Raw genomic sequence first — 17,430 nt, 5'->3', positions numbered from 1 at the left:
GCGCTGCGCCGCGTACCCGCATTTGGACAGCAAAAACCCGTCACAACGGCTTCCTGGCGTGACGGCGTCATCAATGGAGCACCCCATCATGTCCCGACAGAACTACACTTTCACCTCCGAGTCTGTCTCGGAGGGGCACCCGGACAAGGTCTGCGACCGGATTTCCGACGCGATCCTGGACGCATTCCTGGCCGAAGACCCGCTTGCGCGCGTCGCCTGCGAGACCTTCGCCACCACCAACCGCGTGGTCATCGGGGGCGAGGTGGGCCTGACCGACCAGGACAAGCTGGCCGAATACATGGCCAGCATTCCCGACATCGCCCGTGCCTGCATCAAGGATATCGGCTATGAGCAGGACAAGTTCCACCACGAGACCGTGGAGATCACAAACCTGCTGCACGAACAGTCCGCTCATATCGCGCAGGGCGTGACCGGCCAGCAGGGCGACGAGGGCGCCGGCGACCAGGGCATCATGTTCGGCTATGCCACGGACGAGACCGACGCTTTGATGCCGGCGCCGATCCAGTTCAGCCACGCGATCCTGCGCCGTCTCGCCGAGGTGCGCAAGGACGGCACCGAGCCCAGGCTGGGCCCGGATGCCAAGTCGCAGCTGTCGGTCCGCTACGAGGGCGGCAAGCCGGTGGGCGTGACCTCGATCGTGCTGTCGACGCAGCACCTGGACGAGACCATGACCAGCGCAGACGTCCGCGCGCTGGTGGAACCCTACATCCGCGAGACCCTGCCCGAGGGCTGGATTTCCGATGACACCGAATGGTGGGTGAACCCGACCGGCAAGTTCGTCATCGGCGGGCCTGACGGCGACGCGGGCCTGACGGGCCGCAAGATCATCGTCGACACCTACGGCGGCGCGGCACCGCATGGCGGCGGCGCGTTTTCCGGCAAGGACCCGACCAAGGTGGACCGCTCGGCGGCCTATGTCGCGCGTTACCTGGCCAAGAACGTGGTGGCCGCGGGCATGGCGGAACGCTGCACCGTGCAGCTGTCCTATGCCATCGGCGTGGCCAAGCCGCTGTCGATCTACGTCGACACGCACCAGACCGGCCAGATCGAGGCGCGCGCCATCGAGGCGGCGATCCCCAAGGTGATCGACCTGACCCCGCGCGGCATCCGCACCCACCTGGACCTGAACAAGCCGATCTATTCGCGCACCGCTGCCTATGGCCATTTCGGCCGCGCCCCCGAGGCGGACGGCGGCTTTTCCTGGGAGCGGACGGACCTGGCCGAGGCGCTGAAGAAAGAGGTCTGAGAGGGGGCTGTGCCCCCGTCTCCCTGCGGTCGTCTCCCCCCGGGGTATTTCTGCCAAGAAGAACCACAGGCGCTCCCGTCGCGGGGGCGCCTTTCCTTTTGCCGGGGGCCGCTATCTTTGCGGTGTGGAATGTGAACAGGGAGGTTCCGTGATGATCCGCACCGTTTTCGCCGCCGCCGTGATGCTGGCGGGCGCAGCCCAGGCCGAGATCCAGGCCGGCTATCACCAATACACCGTCGGCGACCGCACCTACGAGGGCTATGTCGCCACCAACACCGCGATCACGCCCAAGGGGACGGTCCTGATCGTGCACGACTGGGACGGGATGACCGCCTACGAGGAGCGCCGCGCCGAGATGCTGGCGGCGCTGGGTTATACCGCCTTTGCCATCGACGTCTACGGCGCCGACGAGGACCCCAAGACCGTGGACGAGAACCGGGCGCTGTCCGGGGCGCTGTATGGCGACCGAGAGGAATTCCGCGCACGGCTGATGGGCTCGATCATGGAGGCGGCCAATATCGCCGGGGCGACGGATGACATCGTCATCATGGGTTACTGCTTTGGCGGCGCGGCGGTTCTGGAGGCAGCGCGGGCCGGGGCGGAGCTTGAAGGCTTCGTCAGCTTTCACGGCGGGCTGGGCACGCCCGACGGGCAGGATTACAGCGCGACCACGGCGCCGGTGATGCTGTTTCATGGCAGTGCCGACCCGGTGTCCGGCATGGGCGACCTGGCCGCGCTGCTGGACCAGTTGCAGGGCGCGGGTGTCGAACATGGGGCGCAGGTCTTTGGCGGCGCGCGGCACAGCTTTACCGTCCACGGGTCGAACGATTATGACCTGACCGCCGACCAGGGCGCCTGGGAGGGGCTGCTGCGGTTCCTCGACGACCGGCTGTGATGCGGTTCCTGATCCTTGCCCTCGGCCTGTTGTGGCCGGGGGTGCTGTGGGCCAATGACTGGGATGCGCTGGAGCGGCCCGGTGCCTTTGCCCTGATGCGCCATGCGCTGGCGCCGGGCACGGGGGATCCTTCGGGGTTCGTGCTGGATGACTGCGCCACGCAGCGCACCCTCGACGCGCGGGGCAAGGCGCAGGCGCGGGCCATCGGGGCCGCCTTTCGCGCCCGCGGGATGCGCTTTGACGCGGTGCTGAGCAGCCAGTGGTGCCGCTGCCTTGAGACCGCCGCCCTGATGAATCTGGGCGAGGTGACGCCGGCACCCGCGTTCAATTCCTTCTTTCGCGATTTCGATCAGCGCGGCCCGCGGACCGTCGCGGCGCTGGACCTGCTTGAGGCGCGGGGTGGCCGGCCCATCGTCGTCACGCACCAGGTCAACATCAGCGCGCTGACCGGACGCGGCACGCGGTCGGGCGAGGTGCTGATTGTGCGCCGCAATGGCGACGGGCTGGAGGTGCTGGGCAGCATCCTGATCGCCCCTTGAGCGCCCGCGAGGCCGCAGGAGCCTTGCGCGATCCGTTCCCGGAGGCTAAGCGCCCGGGCCATGACCACGTCGAACAAGCACCCCGGCGCCCCCTGGCGCAATTTCTACGGCCGCGTGAAGGGCAAGACCCTGCGGCCGAAACAGGAAGAGTACCTGCAGGAGGACCTGGACCGGCTGTCGCCCGGTGCGGTCGACTGGGAGGAGAACCCGGACCGGGTGCCCCTGGACCTGGAGGCGTTGTTTGATGGCGCGCCGGTCTGGCTGGAAATCGGCTTTGGCGGGGGCGAGCACATGGTGCACCAGGCGGTCGGGAATCCGGGCGTGGGCATCATCGGGGCCGAGCCCTTCATAAACGGCGTGGCGATGCTCCTGGGCAAGATCCGGGAGGCGGGGGCCGGGAACCTTCGGGTCTACCCCGGCGATGCGCGCAACCTGTTCGACGTGCTGCCGGACGAGTCGATCTCGAAGGCCTTTCTGCTGTATCCGGACCCCTGGCCGAAGAAGAAACACCACCGGCGGCGCTTTGTGACGCAGGAGCACCTGGAGCCGCTGCACCGGGTGCTGAAACCGGGGGCAGAGTTCCGCGTGGCCACCGACATTCCCGACTATGTCCGGCAGACACTGGTCGAGGTGCCGAAGGCCGGGTTCACATGGGCCGCCGAAGGGCCAGAGGACTGGCGGAAGCCCTGGGACGACTGGTATTCGACCCGCTACGAGCAGAAGGCCCTGCGCGAGGGGCGCGTGCCGCACTACCTGACCTTCCACAGGCGGTGAGCGGGCAGGGGGCGCGGCGCTGCACGAGCGCGATGGACCTTGCCAGTGCCGCTTGCTATCAGGCGGCGACGATTTTGCAGGAGAGCCCCCATGTCCGCCCACGGCGCCCCGATCCCGATGACTTCGCGTGCCTCCGGCCCCCTGGTGGGCGAGGCGCATGTGCCCGGCGACAAGTCGATCTCTCACCGCTCGCTGATCCTGGGCGCGATGGCGGTGGGAGAGACGAAAGTGACCGGCTTGCTGGAAGGGCAGGACGTTCTGGACACGGCTAAGGCGATGCAGGCTTTTGGCGCGCAGGTCGAGAAGATCGGCGACACCTGGCATGTGCATGGCGTGGGGGTCGGCGGTTTTGGCGAGCCGGAGAACGTCATCGATTGCGGCAACTCGGGCACGGGGGTGCGGCTGATCATGGGGGCGATGGCGACCTCGCCCATCGTGGCGACATTCACCGGTGACGCCAGCCTGAACAAGCGCCCGATGGCCCGCGTGACCGATCCGCTGGCCCTGTTCGGGACGCGGGCCTACGGCCGGTCGGGCGGGCGGCTGCCGATGACCATCGTCGGCGCCGCCGAGCCGCTGCCGGTGCGCTACGAGGTGCCGGTGCCCTCGGCGCAGGTGAAATCCGCGGTGCTGCTGGCCGGGCTGAACGCGCCGGGCGAGACCGTGGTGATCGAGCGCGAGGCGACGCGCGACCATTCGGAACGGATGCTGGCCGGTTTCGGCGCCACGATCTCGACCGAGGTCACGGAGGAGGGCCGGGTCATCACCCTGCAGGGCCGCCCCGAGCTGAAGCCGCAGACCATCGTCGTGCCGCGCGATCCGTCCTCTGCGGCCTTCCCGGTCTGCGCGGCGATCATCACCGAAGGGTCGGATGTGCTGGTGCCGAACATCGGGTTGAACCCGACGCGGGCGGGGCTGTTTTTCACCTTGCAGGAGATGGGCGCCGATCTGACCTTCGAGAACATGCGCGAAGAGGGGGGCGAGCCGGTGGCCGACCTGCGGGCGCGCTTCTCTCCTGACCTCAAGGGGATCGAGGTGCCTGCCGAACGTGCTGCCAGCATGATCGACGAGTACCCGGTGCTGTCCGTGGTGGCGAGCTTTGCCCAGGGGCGCACGCATATGCCGGGCGTCAAGGAGCTGCGGGTCAAGGAAAGCGACCGGATCGACGCGATGGCGACGGGGCTGCGCGCCGCCGGTGTCCACGTCGAGGAGGGCGAGGACTGGTGGACGGTCGAGGGCCGCGGGCATGGCAACGTTGCGGGCGGCGTGACCGTGGAAAGCCATCTCGATCACCGTATTGCCATGTCCTTCCTCGTCATGGGCTTTGCCTCGACCAGGCCGATGCGCGTGGATGACGGCGGGCCGATTGCCACGTCCTTCCCGATCTTCGAAACCCTGATGGGCACCCTCGGGGCCGAGATCACCCGCGACTGAGCCAGAGCGGCTGGGGCTTTCCCCCGGGGCGCGCTCTTGCTAGGCCTCGGGAGGGATCGAGAGGGAGTGTGCGATGCAGGCTGCGGCTGGAGTGACGGGGCGATGCCTCTGCAAGGCGGTGACGTACCGCGTGAGCGGCGCGCTGCGCCCGGTGATCGCCTGCCATTGCAGCCAGTGCCGCAAGACCTCGGGGCATCACGTGGCGGCGACCTCTGCCCTGCGTGAGACCGTGGAGGTGACGGGTGAGGTGACCTGGTACGGATCGTCCGACACGGCGCGGCGGGGGTTCTGCGGGACCTGCGGCAGCAACCTGTTCTGGGACGGGCCGGGCACGCATCTGTCGATCTTTGCCGGAACCATCGACGGGCCGACCGGGCTGCGCCTGACCGGACACATTTTCTGCGCGGACAAGAGGGATTACTATGACATCGGCGTGGGAGTGCCCCGGGCCGAAGGCGCCGACCCCGCATTGACGACACAGGTGATCGCGTGAGCTTTACCATCGCCATCGACGGCCCCGCCGCCAGCGGCAAGGGCACCATCGCGCGCCAGTTGGCGGCGCATTTCGGATTTGCGCATCTGGACACAGGGTTGCTGTACCGGGCGGTTGGGCGGCAGATGCTGCTGGGCGTGCCGCCGCTGGAGGCAGCGCAGGGGCTGGACGTGACCGGGCTGGACGCGCAGGCGCTGCGCGGGCCGGAGGTGGCGCAGGCGGCCTCGAAGGTGGCGGCGCTGCCCGAGGTGCGCGCGGCGCTGGTCGACGTGCAGCGCGCCTTTGCCCGGCGGTCGGGCGGCGCGGTACTGGACGGGCGCGACATCGGCACGGTGATCTGCCCCGAGGCGGAGGCCAAGCTGTTTGTCATTGCCGGCGCCGAGGTGCGGGCCGAGCGGCGCTGGCGCGAGCTGGTCGCCTCTGGTCATGAGGTCACGCAGGACGAGGTGCTGGCGGATGTGCTGGCGCGCGACGCGCGGGACATGAACCGCGCCGACGCGCCGCTGAAACCGGCCGAGGATGCGGTGACGCTGGACACGTCGAAAATGGCCATCGCGGATGCTGTGGCCGAGGCCATCGCCATCGTGGAACGGGCGGGCGCATCGGGCTAGGGCGCGGGGTCCCGGAGCAGGTCCGGGACGGGGTCAGCGCCGTTTCAGCGTGTCGCCGTAATCCAGCTTGGGCGCCAGTTCGATGATCGGTTCGAACTCGGCCTCCGGGTTGTCGACGCGGCCCGCGATGATCTGCGCCGCCTTGCGCCCGATTTCGGCCCGGCAGGCATCCATCGTCGCCAGCTTGCGCGGCAGCCCGTCCAGCAGCTCGACCCCGTTGAACCCGGCAAGCCCGATCTGGCCGGGGATGTCGATGCCCGCGTCCAACAGGTGCAAGAGTCCGCCCGCCGCGATCATGTCATTGGAATAATAGAGGAAATCGAGCTCCGGCTCACGCTCCAGCATGGCCTTGGTCATCTCGCGGCCCTTGGCCAGGGCCGACCCGCCGGAATAGAACTCCTGGTCGATGACCTCGACGCCTTCCTTGGCCAGCGCCTCGGTGAAGCCCTCGAAACGTTTGCGCGCGCGGTGATCCAGCGGCATCTTGGTGCCCATGAAACCGATGTTGCGATAGCCCTGTTTCAGGATCGCGCGGGCCATTTCGCGCCCGGCGCGACGGTGGCTGATGCCCACGGCGCAATCGATCGGCTTGCCGTCGGTGTCCATGATCTCGACCACCGGGATGCCGCTGGCCTTGAGCATGGCGCGCGCGGCCTCTGTATGTTCGAGGCCCGCGACGATCACGCCGGAGGGCCGCCACGAGAGCATTTCGTAGAGAACACGCTCTTCTTTTTCGGGCAGGTAGTCGGTGACACCGACGACGGGCTGCAGCTCGGTCTCTTCCAGGACGCTGGAAATGCCCGAGAGCACCTCTGGGAAGACCATGTTGCGCAAGCTGGGGATGATGACCGCCACCAGGTTCACCCGCTGGCTGGCCAAGGCGCCTGCGATCTTGTTGGGGACATAGCCCAGCGTCTTGGCCGCTTCGAGCACCTTTTCCCGGGTCGCCTGGCTGACGTCGCCGCGGTTGCGCAACACGCGGCTGACGGTCATTTCCGAGACGCCGGACGCCTCTGAGACATCGCGAAGGGTAAGCGGGCGGGAGTCGTCGGCGGCCAAGGGCAAATCCTTTTCGTGAGATGGGGATACGTTACCGCAATCAGGGCGCTGCGCAAGAGCGGTATGCTCTGCAACCATCCGGGATGACAAGCCCCGCGCGGCAGGGTAAGGAGGCGCGGACGGCCCCGTGGCTCAACTGGATAGAGCAGCCCCCTCCTAAGGGGCAGGTTGCAGGTTCGAATCCTGCCGGGGTCGCCAATAAGAAATTGTTTAAATGGATAATTTTGACAATTCTTTCTGTCATGCTTTTGTTCTGGTTGCCGTTGGTTTTCGCCATCGACATTTTCTGTTTGCGGATTTGTCGATTCCTTTCAGCTGTTTGCGGCGCGTCTGCCCAAAATCGGCTCAAGCGGAGACAGTACTTCCAAGCAATTCTTTACAAGCTTTGCAGCCATTTCTACTGAAGGCGCGGGTCAAGCTTGCCGCCGAAACGCTCAAGTTTTGATGCCTCTAGGCAGCAGCAGGGCATCTTGGGTCAAGACCTGATGATACACTTTCATCTATTGTCTGTTGGTCCTGAACTGCGCGCCTAGGTATGGGCTGACACCCAAGCACTCCGCCACTTCCCTGACCGGGCAACCTCTCACGGCGATCTGCGCGACTGCATCCCGCTAGAACTCGCCGCTGGACTTCGAGCCACTCATCATGGCCTCCTTACCTCAAAATTAGCAAAGAAGGCGTCCACGATAGACGGGGCTATTCAGTCCTGAGCCTGGGCGCGAGCTGTCGGAACACGGAGTAACAGGCACTGAAAGCTTGATCAGCCTAAACACTGACGTCAAGTTGAACGGGACGGCGTTTCACTTGGGGAATGTCGGAGGAAGCCCGTCGAATGAGTATTGAGTAGGGTGTCCGCAGGCGCATTTGCCGGAGCACCGCCGGAAAGGGAAATCATTTGCGATGAGGCTTTATTTCTACGGTACGAACAGTTCATTTTTCAGCGATATGTTCGTCTACCCTTTTGGCGATTCTCGGTCCCCGGTGGAATTGATCAGCCAACGACCAACCCTGGTTGTTCTTCACAATCTGTTTTCGGACATGACTTTGCGGGTCGAGGGGACCGGCCTGCTCTACCGGTTGGATCCGCATAATCGGTACGGCTATTTTGCCGAGGGCGAGATCACGTCCATGACATTCGAACAGGACGGTGTCGTGCAGGCCCGGATCGAGGGCGTATTGACATCGCAGGACTGGAACGGGCCCTGGACGCCTTGGGATCGAATCCGGAGAGATTGGGGGCCTGGCTGGCCGGAGACGAGTCTTATCATGGCGACGAGTTTCGTGTTCGTGTGCAAGGCGAACATCCCTTCGACATGTCGGAGGATTGGGGCGGTATCCTGCGCGACTATGAAAATCCGATCACCGTCAACTCACGGGGTCTTCCCGGGGTGTACTTGGGCGCTGCAGGCGACGATTTTTTGGCAGTCGCGGCGGATCAGGACGACTATTCCTTTACGGTGATCCTCGGCTCTTTGGGGGAGGACTGGTACAGTTTTACACGCACGAGTCCATTGGCCTATTACATGCTGGATTTCCGCCAGATGGCCGTTCCGATGGAATTCAACGCGGACGGGATCAACGACACGGGCGGTATTCTTGGACCGCAAATCAATCACACCATAACCGGGATCGCCGGGGCGATGTGGGCGGACGGCGTGGGCATCCTGGCCTCCAGCGGCGACGACGTCTTCAACGTCTCCTTGGCCAACGGCCAGCACGTCCTCCTTGCCGGTTTCGAAGGGAATGATGTCTTCAATCTGACGTTGGGCTCCCTTGCGACGCTGGAGTTCAACTACTGGATCACGGCACCGCCAAGTTTCGGCGTCCAGATCGACCTACGTAGCGGAGAGGTTCTGAACGACGGGTTCGGGTCCAGGGATCAGATTAACTACCTGACGGACAGTGATACAGGCGTGGAAATTTCGGCAGCCTTCCTGTCCGACCATATCATCGGGTCCCACCGTCACGAGAGCTTTCTGCTCTACAGCGGAGACGACACCGTTGACGCCGGCGGTGGCCGCGACCGCCTGCTGTTCCGCTTTGGAACCTATGAGAACCTGGTTGTGGATCTGGCGGCGGGCACCGCTGCGGGAACATGGAACGGCAGTCCGCTGAACTACACGCTCAGCAATTTCGAGATCGTGGCCGGGTCCTCCGCGGATGACGAACTGTACGGGGGACCGCTGGACGACTTTCTGGAAGGCAGTTTCGGCGACGATCTGATCGTCGGGCGCGAAGGGGACGATCGGCTATTTGGCGATGAAGGCAATGACACGATCCGGGGCGGGCTGGGCGCCGACCTGATCGAAGGCGGCCCCGGCGACGACCTGATCGATACCGGGGGCGCCCTGGCCTATGCCGAGTCCGATGGTGTCGATCCGGGACCGGGAAACGATACGGTCATGGTTGGCGCTGGCACGCCGGGATATACCTATATCACCAATCGGTTCATCCCCGACCCGGTCACAGTCTGGGTCGATGGCATGTCCGATACGGTACAGATCGACAAGGGGGCCTCTGGTACAACGACAGTGCTTGGAGCCGTTGCGGCGATGAACGAAGGGTTCCTGGGCATCTTCGGCACCGCGATGGACGACACGTTTCACGTCACGGCCGCACCTGGCGGGACCGTCGTTCTGAACGGCGGGCGAGGAAATGATTTCTTTGATCTTGCGCCGTCCGACGGCCTGGTGGACCTGTTCTTTCGTGGCACCGAGGCCTCGGAGCAGGCGCCCGGCGGCATTCGGATCGACCTGGCTGCCGGACGTGTCCTGGACGATGGCACGTGCGGCCAGGATGTCATTTCCGGGGTCGGGGTTGTGCGCCTCCAGATCAATGCGACACGACATGCCGACAGCCTGCTGGGCAGCGCATTCGATGACCGGTTCGTCCCTCGCGGCGGGAACGACTCGGTCGACCGGCGAGGAGGCACCGACCTGGTGCTGTATGACCGCCTGGCTCAGGATGGCGGGGTTCTTGTCAATCTGGAACAGGGCAGTGCCACGGGCTCTTACCTGGGGGAACAATTCCGGCACGAACTGACCAGCATCGAACATGTGTGTGGCGGAACGGACAATGACAGTCTCACGGGCTCGACCGGAGCGGCGGAAATCCTCGAGGGGGGCGCCGGGTTCGACATGCTGGTCGGCGACGGAACCGGGATTTTTCACACGGCACATTCCGCAGAGGTCTATCGGCTTTACGATAGCGTCTTTGATCGCGAACCCGGGGTGAACGGACATCAGGGATGGTTGGCACGATTGTCTTCGGGCGAGCAGACGCTGCAACACGTGGCGGCGGCTTTCGTCGCCTCGCCGGAGTTCCAGAGAACCTATGGCAATACCACCGACGCGGCTTTCGTGACCTTGCTGTACATGAACGTCCTGAACCGGGCGCCCACTACAGAGGACCTTGACTACTGGGTGGATCGGCTGTCGACAGATTTGACGCGCGAAAGAGTATTGCTGCTCTTTTCCGAAGGGCCGGAACATCGGGCCAAGACCGCCGTGGCTCTGCATGACTTCGAAGATACGCGAGACATCACGACCTGGGCCGACGACGTCTATCGCCTGTATCGCACGATCTTTGATCGCGAGCCCGAGCCGGGCGGCTTTGAGGGCTGGGTGCGCGCGCTGGCAAGCGGCAGCACGTCCTTGCCGGACGTGATCGAGAACTTCATGAACTCGCCCGAATTTCAGGCCACCTACAGCGATACGACCAACGATGCATTTGTCACGCTTCTGTATAACAACGTGCTCAAACGCAATCCGGACCCGGGCGGGCTGGCCGGATGGGTCGAGGCGCTGGACAACGGGATGGAACGCGCAACCTTGGTCAGGTTCTTCATGGAGTCGCCCGAATTCGTCAGCAACATGGAGCCCGATTTCCTGGCATACATCGCGGCCCGCGGCGCAGATGATGTTCTTGATGCGGGTGCGGATGGCGGTCTGGTTGCCGGAGGGCTTTACATGGACACCTTCATCTTTAGCAGCGATGGAGAGGCCAGCACGGTAACGGTTACGGACCTGGAAGCCTGGGATACGCTTTCCTTCCGGGGGTTTGGGGCGACAAAGCAGCAGATCTTTGATGCGTTGGTCCAGCAGGGGCGGGACGTTGTCCTGTCGTTGGATGGCGAGATGGTCGTCTTCGCCAACACAGAGCTGTCAGAAATCACGCTGGAAATGATCGACGTTGCCTGAATGCTGTCGATCCAGACCCGGCGAACCCCCACGCAAAGCCAGTTCGAGACGTTTTGCGCGCCATCGCTTGCGCGCATTCTTCGACAAAGCGGAATTCTGCTCATGCTACAAAGGCGTGTCCGTCGTCAGATGATTCGGGACAAGATGGCCTGATCTGGAGCGGAGGGCCTGGCTCGTTTGGATTTCAGTCTATGACGCAGTCTGGCGATGCAACAAGCGGCGCTTCTCGATGGTCTTGGCTTTGATTTCCTTTCGTCGTTTGAGGATGGTTTCAGCCCTTCCGCGATAGACGTCGGCGGGCGTGATGTTGCCGGGGCTCTCGCGGTAGTGGTGGCGGTTGATGGCCGGATCGCCGTTTTTCAGCGGATCGAAAGGTTCGTTCGACCTGCGCCCCATCCTGGTCAAACGGCTGGCGCTGATCGGATCGACGCTGCGGGCCCGACCGGTGAGCATGAAGGCCGAACTGGCCGCGGAACTTGAACAGCATGTCTTGCCATTGCTGCGTGACAGGAAGGCGATCCCGGTGATCGATTCGACCTTCGCATTGCATGACGTTCGGGCGGCACATGCCCGGATGGACAAGGGCGCACATATCGGGAAGATCGTCCTGACGGTTTGACGCGACCCAGAGTCGCTGCCCATTGGCGGCCCCTTGCCACGGCGGGGGGCTTAGCAGCAGCGACCGGGGCCGGGCGGCGCTTGTTAGCGAAAGGGCCATTCGCGCCGACCGGATCTCACAGGCTTCGGCCCTGGGGCGGATGCCGTGTCACGGCTCTGCCCGGTCACGCATTTCACTGGCGACCGGGCAGACCTTGGGGATCACTCGCAGGACCAGCTCATCCGCGAAAAGTCGAAGTCCCAGCTCTGCATCGGCACCCATTCATAGCCCTTCAGGCACTTGTGAACGGAGAAGCGGCGCTCTTGTGCCAGCAGCCAGACAGAGCGCTGGTCGTCCACCAGCTTGCGGTAGATGTCCTGGTAGATGCCGTTGCGCTTGGCGGTGTCGGTTTCCGCGCGCGACACCTCGATCAAGCGGTCGATCTCGGGGTCCTGCACCCAGTCCATGCTGGCCCAGTTGCCTGCGGCGCTGGAGGCGTATTGGACGTAGAAAACCGAGTCCGGGGAGGGGTAGGTCGGCCCGTAGAACACCTGTGTGGTATGCGGCGTGGTCTCGACCGAGGTGGCCAGATCCGTGATCCGGTTCCAGGGTTCCGGCTGAATGGTCACGTCAAAGCCGATCATGTCCAACGTCGATTTCAGCAGCAGTGCGATTTCTTCCTCGAAGGCGGTCTTGGCCACATAGGTATGGGTCAGCTGAATCGGCCCCTGGCCCGCGTATTTCGACTTGGCCAGTTCCGCCTGCGCCGCGGCGATGTCAAAGACCGGCTCTGCGGCGTCTTCGGGCACGGCGGCGGCAAAGATGTCCGACAGCGGCCCACGCAGCGGCGCCCCCGGATAGATCACTTCGCGCACGGTGGCATAATCCATCGCCATCGCGATGGCACGGCGCACATGGACGTCATCGGTCGGCGGGACCTGGTTGTTCAGCTTGATGTAGAGGCCGGTCGCGGTCGGCGTGGTCAGCGTGACGTAGTCGTCGAGCTTGGCGATGCCCTCGTAGGTTTCGGTCGACTGGTACTGCGAGGAGATGCCCAGATTGCCGCGTTGTGCCAATGCGCGCACCGTGGCCTCGTCGCGGGTCACGACAAAGCGCACTTCGTCGATTGGCCGCGCGTTGGGCCAGCCGCCGTGATAGGCCTCATTGCGGGCCAGGGTCATCTGCGCGCCGCGGTCCCAGCTGGACAGGGTGTAGGGGCCGGCGCCGGCCGGGGTCGCCGCGAGGAAAGTCTCGCCCCAGGGGTCGTCGCTATTGGTCTGGACCGCTTCCTCGTTCACCGCCAGCAGCAGCGGGGTGATCGAGATGAAGGGCGCATAGACCTTGTTGAGCGTGATGACCACGGTCCGGTCATCGGGGGCGGTCACGGACTCTGCGTCGATCAGGTCCGAGAACAGGTAGGACGGACCCTCGTTGATCGCCAGCAGGCGGCGGATCGAATAGAGGATGTCCTGCGCGTCGACCGGCGTCCCATCGGAGAAGGCCGCCCCGTCCTTGAGGTGGAAGGTATAGGTCAGACTGTCGTCCGAGATGTCCCAGCTTTCGGCAAGCTGCGGGATCACGTTGCCCGCCGCATCCACGGTGGTCAGCGCGTCGTACAGGTTCACGGCGGCCATGTATTCCGTGTAGTCGTTGATCTTGGCCGGGTCGATCGTGCCGAAAATCTGCACGGCATTGACGGTGATCGCCACCTTGTCGTCCTGGGCCGCCGCCGGAAGGGCGGTCAGCGCGGCCAGCGCCGTTGCTGCAAGTAGGTTTTTCATGTCAGAGACCTCCTGTTCAGGTGTTGGTATTTGTTGGGTTGAGTGTTTCGAGTGGTGCGAAGGCGTGGCTGTAGCCAAAGTAGCCGGGACCAACGAGATCCAGCCCACCCGCGCTGCGCCAGTGGGGATCCGCTGGCAGGCCGATCAGCCGCAGGCCAAGGCCGTAGTGCAGCTTTTCGGTGGTGACCGGCAGGCCCCCGTCCGCATCCAGTGCGCAGATCAGGTCGGGGGTCAGGGCCATCGGCTGGCCCTCTCCGTCTTCGAGGCACAGGAATTCGTTCTGGAAATCCAGGGTGAAGCTGCGGCCCTGGTCCTCGTCCAGCCCCTTAAGAACCGCCCGTCCGCGGGCGAAACCGCCGGTGGTGTGGCGTTCGATGTCCACCACGCGCGCCGTACACAGCTGCATCCCGCCGCAGCGGCGGATCAGCGCGTCACCCGGGTGGCGGTTGGCCTGCCGTTCGGCGGCGATGCTCTCGCCCAGTTCGCGGATCAGGCCCAGGGTGCCGCGCAGAAGCCCCTGTTTCGCCTGCGCCCCGGTCATCGGATAGAGCGCCACCAGCGCGGCACCGCCCATCTCGACCGTCTGCGCGCGGGCAAGACGTTCGGTCCATTGGTTGCTGATCGCGTTCAGGATCGAGGTGTTGCCCTTGTCATCGGCCAGTGCCATCGGCGAGGCCTTGATGTCATGCAGGGTAAAGCTGACCATCTGCAATTCGGGAAAGGCGCGGCCCATGCCGTCACCGTTCAGCAGCGGCAGCCCCGTCGCCGCGGCGACCGCAAAGGGAATGGTCGAGTTGAGGCCGCCCGCCTCGATGCAGATCAGGTAATCGACCTTGGTTCCGAGATACGCTTCGAGCGCGGTAAGCGCGGCAGCGGCCTCTTCACCGTTGGGCAGTTTCTCGACCATGACGGTCGGCGCGCCCATCATGCAGACAGGCACGCAAACCGCATCGTCCGGCACTTCCGCCACGTCGGTAACGGTGACCGGGCCGTGCGCGTCCAGCGCGGCCTGCGCCATCAGCTTGCCGATGTAGGGATCACCACCGCCCCCGGTGCCGAGGAAGGCACCGCCAAGGGCGATGGCCTCCATGTCGGCAGAGGATACCGTGAACCCCATCACGCGGTTTCCGCAAGTGGGCGGTAGACCAGTTCCGGAAAGCCGAAGGCCGCGGGGCCGATCACGTCGAGCGCCTGCTGCGTGCGCAAGAGCTCGTGGCAGGGCAGGGCGAGGACCGCGACCCGCTGGCCGTAGCGCAGAACCTCTGTGGTGATCGGCAGGCCGCTATCCAGGTCAAGGACAACCACCAGGTCGGGCACGCAGGCCTGCATCTCTCCGTCGCGGCGGAAGATCAGGAATTCGTTCTGAATGGTGATCTCACCCACGGATCCGCGGCAATCGTCCAGCCCCTCGATGCTGGCCACGCCGACGTTGAAGCCGCGTTCGAAGTGCCGCTTGAGGTCGTTGATCTTGCCCGAGAAGACATGCTTGCCGCCCTCGCGTTCGCAGATCGCCTTGATCGGATCCTCATGCGCCCGGCGCGCGTCCAGCACCGCCTGGCCAAGGCCGATGGCCTGCGTATAGCTGTGCGGGATCGCGTGCGCCTTGAAGAAGGCCCCGCTCATCGGGGCCGAGGCCAGAACCGAGGCCCCGCCCTGTGCAATGACACAGGCCCGCGCCATGGTTTCATGCCATTTCTCGGTGATGGCATGTTCAAAGCAGACCGCATTTCCATGCGGGTCGCACATGACCGAGGGCGTCGAATTATGGCCGTAGATCGCATAGGTGGTCATCTGCATCTCGGGAAAGGCGCGGCCCATGCCGTCACCGTCGACCACAGGCAGCCCGGCAAAGGCGGCGGTGATCAGCGGTTCCATCGAATTCTGGCCGCCGATCTCCTCGCAGCCGATCGCGTCCGCCTTGAACCCGAGCCGTTCCTCCAGCGCGCGCAGGCAACGGACGCCTTCACGCCCTTCCTTGAGGCGTTCGAAGGAGACCAGCGGCGCGCCGATGCCGCCAAGCGCGACGATCCTGGCATCATCCTCCAGCGCCTCGATGGGCAGGATCTTCAGCTCATGACCTTCGCGGATCGCCTGGCGGGCACGCAGTTTGCCGATGTAGGGATTGCCGCCGCCGCCGGTGCCCAGGATGCCCGAGCCGATCTCCAGCGCGTCGATGTCCTCTTCGGTCAAGACCCGGCATTGGCTTTGATAGTCACGCATGGTTCTCTCCCATTTCACCGACGACTTTGAGATGGATGCGGGTGGCATTGCCGGGCAGGTAGGCCAGCGGCACGTCCTCGCGTTCGATCACGATCAGGGTTTCCGGCTTGGCGCCCGCAGAGACCGCGGCATCGCTTGCCTCGCGCTCGGCATTGGCAAGACATTCCTCGCGGGTCGTGCCTTCGAGCGCATAGATCCGGTCGACCTCGCCGGAGATCTGGGCAATCGCAGCGCCGACGGCATTGGCGACGGCAAAGTTCTCGGGCCGCAGGACCTCCAGGTCGCCGATCCGGTCGGGCGCCAGGATCGAGCCACCGCCGACGGCGATGACCGGGATCGGATCGGGGCTGACACGGCTGCGTTCGACGGCCATTTCCAGCATCTCCGCGATCTGCGCCTTTGCGGCCTCGACCAGTGCCGGGTCGATTTCCGCAACCTTGGCGGCATCGCCCACCTCGGCCATGCCGGCCCGTACCGCGATGTCGGTTGTGGTCAGCGTCTTGCCGCCAAAGACCAGCGCCTCCTGCGGCAGGCGGTAGCCGACGGATTTCGGACCGATCTGAAGGTTATCGGCATCGCCGGTAATCATCGTGCCGCCGCCGAGCCCGATGGAAAAGACGTCGGGCATCCGGAAGTTGGTGCGCACACCGCCCACGTCGACCACGGTGGCCGCCTGCCGCGGAAAGCCGTGATGCAGCGAGCCGACATCGGTCGTGGTGCCGCCAATGTCGATCACGATGGCCTCTTTCACGCCGGTCAGGAAGGCCGCCCCGCGCATCGAGTTGGTGGGGCCGGAGGCAAAGGTCAGCACCGGGAAACGGCGCACCATGTCCGCGGCCATCAATGTTCCGTCATTCTGGGTGACGTAGAACGGGCAGGTCAGGCCTGCCTCGGACAGCGCGCGGCCGAAGGCCTCGACCGTACGGTCCGACAGGCTGAGAAGCGAGGCATTCATGATCGCCGCGCTTTCCCGCTCGAGAAGGCCAAGGCGGCCGATCTCGCAGGACAGGACCACCGGCAGGCCGGGGCAGTGTTCCTGCAGGATGTCGCGGGCGCGTTCCTCCATGTCCCGGTTCACCGGCGAGAACACCGAGGAGATGGCCGCGGCCTTGATCCCCTTCTCGGTGATCTCCCCGGCGATGCGGATCAACTCGTCCTCATCGAGCGCGGCAATCTCGCGCCCGTCGAATTCATAGCCGCCACGCAGCAGGTAGCGGTGCCCGCCGACCATTTCGACAAGGTCCTCGGGCCAGTCCACCATCGGCGGCAGGCAGGCGGTCGCGGGGAGGCCCAGCCGGATGGCCGCAACCTGGTCCAGCCCCTTGCGTTCGACCACGGCATTCGTGAAATGCGTGGTGCCGATCATCGTGACGTCGATTGCCTCGCGGGCGACCCCCGCCTTTTCCAGCACGGCTTCCAACGCGTTGGAAATGCCGCTCATGACATCTTCGGTGGTGGCGCTCTTGACCCCTGCCAGCACCTCGCGGCCACGCAGGATCACAGCGTCGGTATTGGTCCCGCCAACGTCGATTCCCAGTCTCAAAACCATGTTTTCTCCTC

General features: G+C 64.8%; 16 protein-coding genes, 1 tRNA gene and 1 riboswitch. Of the genes, 11 read left to right on the top strand and 6 right to left on the bottom strand.

What is annotated here, in order from left to right; all coding sequences use genetic code 11:
- The first annotated feature begins 34 nt into the window (after positions 1–34).
- Positions 35–81: riboswitch (SAM-SAH riboswitch) on the top strand.
- A 7-nt stretch (positions 82–88) separates the two neighbouring features.
- From metK to G9Q80_RS23360, 7 genes are all read left to right on the top strand, one after another.
- Complete coding sequence (gene metK, locus G9Q80_RS23390) at positions 89–1,267, top strand: methionine adenosyltransferase (RefSeq protein WP_043145042.1); 1,179 nt, start codon at positions 89–91, stop codon at positions 1,265–1,267.
- Positions 1,268–1,418: 151 nt separating this feature from the next.
- Positions 1,419–2,162: a dienelactone hydrolase family protein gene (locus G9Q80_RS23385; protein WP_088715573.1), complete on the top strand. Its 744-nt coding sequence runs from the start codon at positions 1,419–1,421 to the stop codon at positions 2,160–2,162.
- On the top strand, positions 2,162–2,701 hold the full coding sequence (locus G9Q80_RS23380; protein WP_088715574.1) for a histidine phosphatase family protein: 540 nt from the start codon (positions 2,162–2,164) through the stop codon (positions 2,699–2,701). The genes G9Q80_RS23385 and G9Q80_RS23380 overlap by 1 nt, the downstream gene beginning before the upstream one ends.
- Positions 2,702–2,761: 60 nt before the next feature.
- Positions 2,762–3,475 carry a tRNA (guanine(46)-N(7))-methyltransferase TrmB gene (gene trmB / locus G9Q80_RS23375; protein WP_088715575.1) on the top strand — a complete coding sequence of 238 codons (714 nt, stop codon included), beginning with the start codon at positions 2,762–2,764 and terminating at the stop codon, positions 3,473–3,475.
- A gap of 90 nt (positions 3,476–3,565) precedes the next feature.
- Entirely contained in the window at positions 3,566–4,909 is a 1,344-nt protein-coding gene (gene aroA, locus G9Q80_RS23370; protein WP_069207901.1) for a 3-phosphoshikimate 1-carboxyvinyltransferase, read from the top strand.
- A gap of 73 nt (positions 4,910–4,982) precedes the next feature.
- Positions 4,983–5,402 carry a GFA family protein gene (locus G9Q80_RS23365; RefSeq protein ID WP_088715576.1) on the top strand — a complete coding sequence of 140 codons (420 nt, stop codon included), beginning with the start codon at positions 4,983–4,985 and terminating at the stop codon, positions 5,400–5,402.
- Positions 5,399–6,013: a (d)CMP kinase gene (locus G9Q80_RS23360; RefSeq protein ID WP_043144984.1), complete on the top strand. Its 615-nt coding sequence runs from the start codon at positions 5,399–5,401 to the stop codon at positions 6,011–6,013. Before G9Q80_RS23365 ends, G9Q80_RS23360 begins: the two co-directional genes overlap by 4 nt.
- 33 nt (positions 6,014–6,046) lie before the next feature.
- On the opposite strand, the gene G9Q80_RS23355 is transcribed toward G9Q80_RS23360, so the two are convergent.
- On the bottom strand, positions 6,047–7,072 hold the full coding sequence (locus G9Q80_RS23355; RefSeq protein WP_261394874.1) for a LacI family DNA-binding transcriptional regulator: 1,026 nt from the start codon (positions 7,070–7,072) through the stop codon (positions 6,047–6,049).
- Between the two features lie 121 nt (positions 7,073–7,193).
- On the opposite strand from G9Q80_RS23355, the gene G9Q80_RS23350 reads away from it, so the two are divergent.
- From G9Q80_RS23350 to G9Q80_RS23340, 3 genes are all read left to right on the top strand, one after another.
- A tRNA-Arg gene (locus G9Q80_RS23350) sits at positions 7,194–7,270 on the top strand.
- 16 nt (positions 7,271–7,286) lie between these two features.
- The gene (locus tag G9Q80_RS23345; protein WP_133065734.1) at positions 7,287–7,517 is read left to right on the top strand and encodes a hypothetical protein; all 231 of its coding nucleotides are present in this window, start codon (positions 7,287–7,289) and stop codon (positions 7,515–7,517) included.
- Positions 7,518–8,283: 766 nt separating this feature from the next.
- On the top strand, positions 8,284–11,271 hold the full coding sequence (locus G9Q80_RS23340) for a DUF4214 domain-containing protein (RefSeq protein WP_133066418.1): 2,988 nt from the start codon (positions 8,284–8,286) through the stop codon (positions 11,269–11,271).
- A gap of 189 nt (positions 11,272–11,460) precedes the next feature.
- Here the strand turns inward: G9Q80_RS23340 and G9Q80_RS28785 are convergent, their stop codons facing one another.
- Positions 11,461–11,724, bottom strand: a complete 264-nt coding sequence (locus G9Q80_RS28785) for a hypothetical protein (RefSeq protein WP_210426237.1) — start codon at positions 11,722–11,724, stop codon at positions 11,461–11,463.
- On the opposite strand from G9Q80_RS28785, the gene G9Q80_RS27935 reads away from it, so the two are divergent.
- Complete coding sequence (locus G9Q80_RS27935) at positions 11,723–11,890, top strand: zinc-binding dehydrogenase (RefSeq protein ID WP_246870578.1); 168 nt, start codon at positions 11,723–11,725, stop codon at positions 11,888–11,890. The genes G9Q80_RS28785 and G9Q80_RS27935 overlap by 2 nt on opposite strands.
- A gap of 200 nt (positions 11,891–12,090) precedes the next feature.
- Here the strand turns inward: G9Q80_RS27935 and G9Q80_RS23330 are convergent, their stop codons facing one another.
- Genes G9Q80_RS23330 through G9Q80_RS23315 form a run of 4 tightly spaced genes read right to left on the bottom strand, consistent with a single transcriptional unit; the run spans position 12,091 to position 17,419 of the window.
- Positions 12,091–13,650: an ABC transporter substrate-binding protein gene (locus G9Q80_RS23330; protein ID WP_088715578.1), complete on the bottom strand. Its 1,560-nt coding sequence runs from the start codon at positions 13,648–13,650 to the stop codon at positions 12,091–12,093.
- Positions 13,651–13,666: 16 nt separating this feature from the next.
- Positions 13,667–14,767, bottom strand: coding sequence for an S-methyl thiohydantoin desulfurase family protein (locus G9Q80_RS23325; RefSeq protein WP_088715579.1), 1,101 nt, complete (start codon positions 14,765–14,767; stop codon positions 13,667–13,669).
- Entirely contained in the window at positions 14,767–15,870 is a 1,104-nt protein-coding gene (locus G9Q80_RS23320) for an S-methyl thiohydantoin desulfurase family protein (RefSeq protein WP_083242191.1), read from the bottom strand. Before G9Q80_RS23320 ends, G9Q80_RS23325 begins: the two co-directional genes overlap by 1 nt.
- Positions 15,863–17,419, bottom strand: a complete 1,557-nt coding sequence (locus G9Q80_RS23315) for a hydantoinase/oxoprolinase N-terminal domain-containing protein (RefSeq protein ID WP_074623282.1) — start codon at positions 17,417–17,419, stop codon at positions 15,863–15,865. Before G9Q80_RS23315 ends, G9Q80_RS23320 begins: the two co-directional genes overlap by 8 nt.
- Positions 17,420–17,430 lie beyond the last annotated feature (11 nt).

Origin of the sequence: Mameliella sp. LZ-28, from assembly GCF_012274245.1 — a bacterium.
In the GTDB taxonomy this organism is placed as follows: domain Bacteria; phylum Pseudomonadota; class Alphaproteobacteria; order Rhodobacterales; family Rhodobacteraceae; genus Antarctobacter; species Antarctobacter albus.
Note: the sequence above shows the minus strand (reverse complement) of the source record. Positions and strands in the feature narration are given on the sequence as shown.